The organism is Plesiomonas sp. (genome assembly GCF_051650925.1).
GTDB lineage: Bacteria > Pseudomonadota > Gammaproteobacteria > Enterobacterales > CAMTGL01 > Plesiomonas.
The window spans coordinates 1-2068 of the sequence record NZ_JBOFRH010000366.1 but is presented as its reverse complement, the minus strand read 5'-3'; the positions used below and the strand labels follow the sequence as shown (position 1 = coordinate 2068).

2 protein-coding genes are annotated in these 2068 nt (G+C 47.7%); both read right to left on the bottom strand.

The genetic code is table 11. The features are described from left to right. A partial coding sequence (locus ACRC27_RS08340) for a dihydroorotase (RefSeq protein WP_438639658.1) occupies nucleotides 1–1226 on the bottom strand: 1226 nt, incomplete at its 3' end. A gap of 212 nt (nucleotides 1227–1438) precedes the next feature. Continuing rightward, nucleotides 1439–2068 (bottom strand): methyl-accepting chemotaxis protein (locus tag ACRC27_RS08335; RefSeq protein WP_438639657.1); only part of this gene is annotated, 630 nt, incomplete at its 5' end.

The window sequence follows — 2068 nt, the reverse complement described above, 5'->3', positions numbered from 1 at the left end:
GGTGACCAGCCACACTGATAGAATAAATTCTCTTTATTCACGCTAAAGTGTGTATTTTGATCGACCAGCACCAAATCAGCCCAGTAGCCCTCACGCAGATAGCCTCTGTCTTGCAGTTGGAAGCGTTCAGCCACCGCATGGCTGGTTTTTTGTACTAACATTTCAAGGCTTAATGCACCTTGTTTGTGCAGATCAAACAGTGCTAGCAGAGGGTGTTGAACCAACGGCAGGCCTGATGGCGCATTAAAATAGGTGTTCTGCTTTTCATCCCATGTATGAGGGGCGTGATCGGTGGCGATAATGTCAATAACTCCCCGACGCACTGCATCTTGCAAGGCTAGCTGATCTTCACGTGCTTTGACTGCCGGATTACATTTCAGCAAATGGCCTAACCGATCGTAGTCTTGCTCATTAAAAAAGAGGTGGTGTACACAAGCTTCAGCAGTAATTTGCTTATTACGCAGCGCTTCTAGCGTTGGTGCCGCTTCAAAAAGTGCTAGCTCTTCTTTAGTCGTGATGTGTAAAACATGCAGGCGAGTACCGTGTTTTTTCGCCAGTTCTACGGCTAAAGTCGACGATTTTAAACAAGCCTCAGTAGAGCGAATTCGGCCATGTTCACGGGCGGGAACATCATCACCATAACGTGCGCGATACTCATCTTCCAGCAGTTTGATGGTTGGCGTATCTTCACAGTGGGTGGCGATGAGCACGGGGCTTTCAGCAAAAATAGCGGCCAGTGTATCGGCGTTATCGACCAACATGTTACCGGTGGATGCACCCATAAAGATTTTCACACCACAGGCTTGCTCTGGTGCAAGGCGGCGAATTTCATCAAGGTTATCGTTGGTAGCCCCAAGGTAGAAGCTGAAGTTGGCAACAGAAGAGAGGGCTGCTCGTGAATATTTGTCTTCGAGCGCTTGCAGGTTGGTGGTTTGTGGGTTGACGTTTGGCATCTCCATATAACTGGTGACACCACCTGCAACTGCAGCTCGTGATTCGCTGGCAATGGTTCCTTTCAGAGGAAAACCGGGTTCACGAAAATGCACCTGATCATCAATCATGCCGGGAATCAGGAGTTTGCCCGCTGCATCAATAACCTCTGCTCCGTTTGGAGCACTAATGTTACTGCTAATGTGGCTTATTCTGCCATGCTCAACCAGCATATCTCCTTGTGTCTGGCGGCCCTCATTGACCATAGTTGCATTTTTTATCAATAACTTAGTCATCACTTCATCCTTCCAGCGTGGGTGATTCACTATACTGGAAATATTTCGGAACTGGAATTGGCTGAAAGCGAATTCCCTTGTGACAATTCGTTTATTTTACTGTGATATGCAGCGCATGCATAAGCATGCGTATCTCGGCAGGAGAGTACCTTTGTTCTGGGTAGATATTGCCATGCGCATACATGTCTATGCATGCACATGGCAAGATAACATCACAATGTAAACTGTTTAACCAGACGCTCTTGTGAGGTTGCTAGTGTGTCAAGTTGCGCACTGTTTTCGGCAATTTTTTCAATACTGTGGAAGTTCTGATCCGCTAAACGCGATATCTCTTCTAAATTGCGGGCAATATCTGTTGATGTCGCCTCTTGCTCAGTGGCGGCATTGGCTATCTGTGCGTTCATATCGCTGATTTGGCCAAGCCCATCAAGGATAATTTTCATTGCATCACCGGTTTGGCTAGTTTGGTTAACACTCAATGACATGTCATTGAGGCAGTTATCCATATTGCTCAGTGCGGTGTGTGTGCTGTTTTGTAATTCAGCGATCATTTTCTCGATTTGCCCGGTTGAGTCGGTCGTGCGCTTGGCCAGCACGCGCACTTCATCGGCGACCACGGCAAAACCACGGCCCATATCACCGGCTCGGGCCGCTTCAATGGCTGCATTGAGTGCCAGTAAGTTAGTCTGATCGGCAATACTGCGAATAACATCTAAAATTGAGCCGATTCGCTCACTCATCTGGGCAACGGTTTTGACTTCAGATGAGGTATTGGTCAGGCGCGAGGAGAGCTGCTGGCTGGTAGCGATATTATCCTGCACTAAACGATCACTTTGTGTCAC